The organism is Ligilactobacillus salivarius DSM 20555 = ATCC 11741, assembly GCF_001435955.1.
GTDB classification, from domain to species: domain Bacteria; phylum Bacillota; class Bacilli; order Lactobacillales; family Lactobacillaceae; genus Ligilactobacillus; species Ligilactobacillus salivarius.
In genome coordinates, this window is the sequence record NZ_AYYT01000041.1 from 1 (window position 1) to 1926 (window position 1926).

At 33.7% G+C, this 1926-nt stretch carries 2 protein-coding genes; one reads left to right on the top strand and one right to left on the bottom strand.

Annotated features, from left to right (window positions below; genetic code table 11):
• Positions 1 to 796, bottom strand: a 796-nt coding sequence (locus FC55_RS09600; protein ID WP_263850584.1) for a GbpC/Spa domain-containing protein, incomplete at its 3' end; no start/stop codon positions are given.
• Between the two features lie 343 nt (positions 797 to 1139).
• Between FC55_RS09600 and FC55_RS09605 the strand changes: the two genes are divergently transcribed.
• On the top strand, positions 1140 to 1926 hold a 787-nt coding region (locus FC55_RS09605), incomplete at its 3' end, for a hypothetical protein (RefSeq protein ID WP_235803292.1).

Below are 1926 nucleotides of genomic sequence, written 5' to 3' on the forward strand. Positions count from 1 at the left end.
CCAAAGCAACGTTTGTATGATGATAGTGGATTGTTGGTGGAACTATACCACTGCTTGACTTAGGAATAGTCGTTGATATTGTTGCCCACGTTCCAGGGTTTACAAATACAGCTCTCTTAGTTCCATAAGTAATATTCAAGTTACTTCCGTTGATTTTAAAAATACCTGCTCCATAGTAGGCATGTGGATCAGCTAGACCTTTATCCCAATCATTAGTTCCCCATGGATAATTGGACGTCACATCAGCTTGGTATGTAGTTTCCCAACTGTCACCAATCTTTGATCCTGAATCGTTAGCTTTATCTGAATAAAGAGTATTTCCATTGTGAACAGTAACGCTAGAATCTTTGAAACCATAAACCTTACCTGAACTGTTTAATTTAGCTGATTCATAACGACCTTTTCCTGAATTTAAAGAACCAATTGTAATCCATGAATTATCTGTATTATCAAAGCTAATCAAATGATTATTTTCGTCATAAAATTTGTAATTTACTGTAATTTTGGAAGATTGCCAATACCAAAACCCATAGTAAGGATTTGAATATATTGCAAATGAAATGTTGTAAGGAGAAAGATTATCTTGAGTTACATTAGAAAAAGTGGCAATGATTTTTGAAATTTTTTTGCCTCTATAGCTACTTCTGCTAAGGTTCGTATATGTAACTTCAATAATATCTCCTGTTAGGTTACCTTTGTTATGAGCATCTACTTTAACAGTATGTTTATAATTATCGCGACTTACACCTCCTCCAAACCATTTATCGTAAGAAGCATCAACATCTTTTGATAACAATTTATAGCTAAGTTCAGCATCTTTTTCACTACCTAATATTAATTCTTGCTTGATTAAGTCAGGATTAATTTGATCTGAACTAAGATTCTTTTGATATTCATCTAGTTTTTGTTTGTATTGTTGTATCTGAACATTATTTCATGGTAAATAGTATCAATAATTTTATTTATTCATGAAGAATTTACTCTATAATCCTTAAAATTTTAACGATATTTATGAGCATATTTATTATCAGATACAACAATGCAAAAATGAGTATGCTATTTGGGAAAAAGCTAATCAGCAATTTTTAGAAGCAGCTGCAGCTAAAACAGGCTGGTCTGTTCAACAAGTTTTAGGCTTTTTGGGTAAAAACTTACCTAACGTGTCTTACGTTAGTGCTGGAGATGGTATGACTTTTGACAAAGGAACATTGCAAAGTTTCAGTCAAAATGAATTAAATTCTATTCTAAATAATCCTAAAGTAGACCCTGGTTTAAAGAATTATATTGCATCTAAAGCTTATGGTAGCTTATATAAGATAGCACAAGGAACAACTTGGAAATATAATAATGCCTTTACTGATACTAAGACTGGTAAAAGCGTTGATCTTAAAGTTACAGTACAAGGATTAGGACTAGATTACAGTGGAAGATATGGTCTACCTCCAATGATTATGGTTGGAGAGAAGTATATTGGTTCTGACGTAGCTGGAATTGGTGCTGTTAAATATGGACTTACATTCTTAGAACATGGTACTAATACACCAATTAATATAACTAGTCTAATTGGTGTAGGTGACGTTGATGCTAAACAATCAGTTGCTGTTTATAATGCTGTTAGTGCTTTGCGTGGTTCTGAGAATAAAGATTATAGTGGAAATGGTTATCTTGGATCTATTAATACAAATGGTGTTGATGACTTCTCTGAAGGTAAGAATACACAGTATCAATCATGGTTCTTAGTACCTAACTCAAGCGCTGTTTCATATGTATTCAGTGCTGCTGATCCTGCTTGGGGAAATGACGCTCCTGATGGTTCAGGATTTATGGGCTTCTATCATCAGAATTTAGGTGGCATTCCATTACCTATTAAAAGTACACCACCAACACCGCCAACAGTCCACTATCATCATACGAACGTTGCTTTGG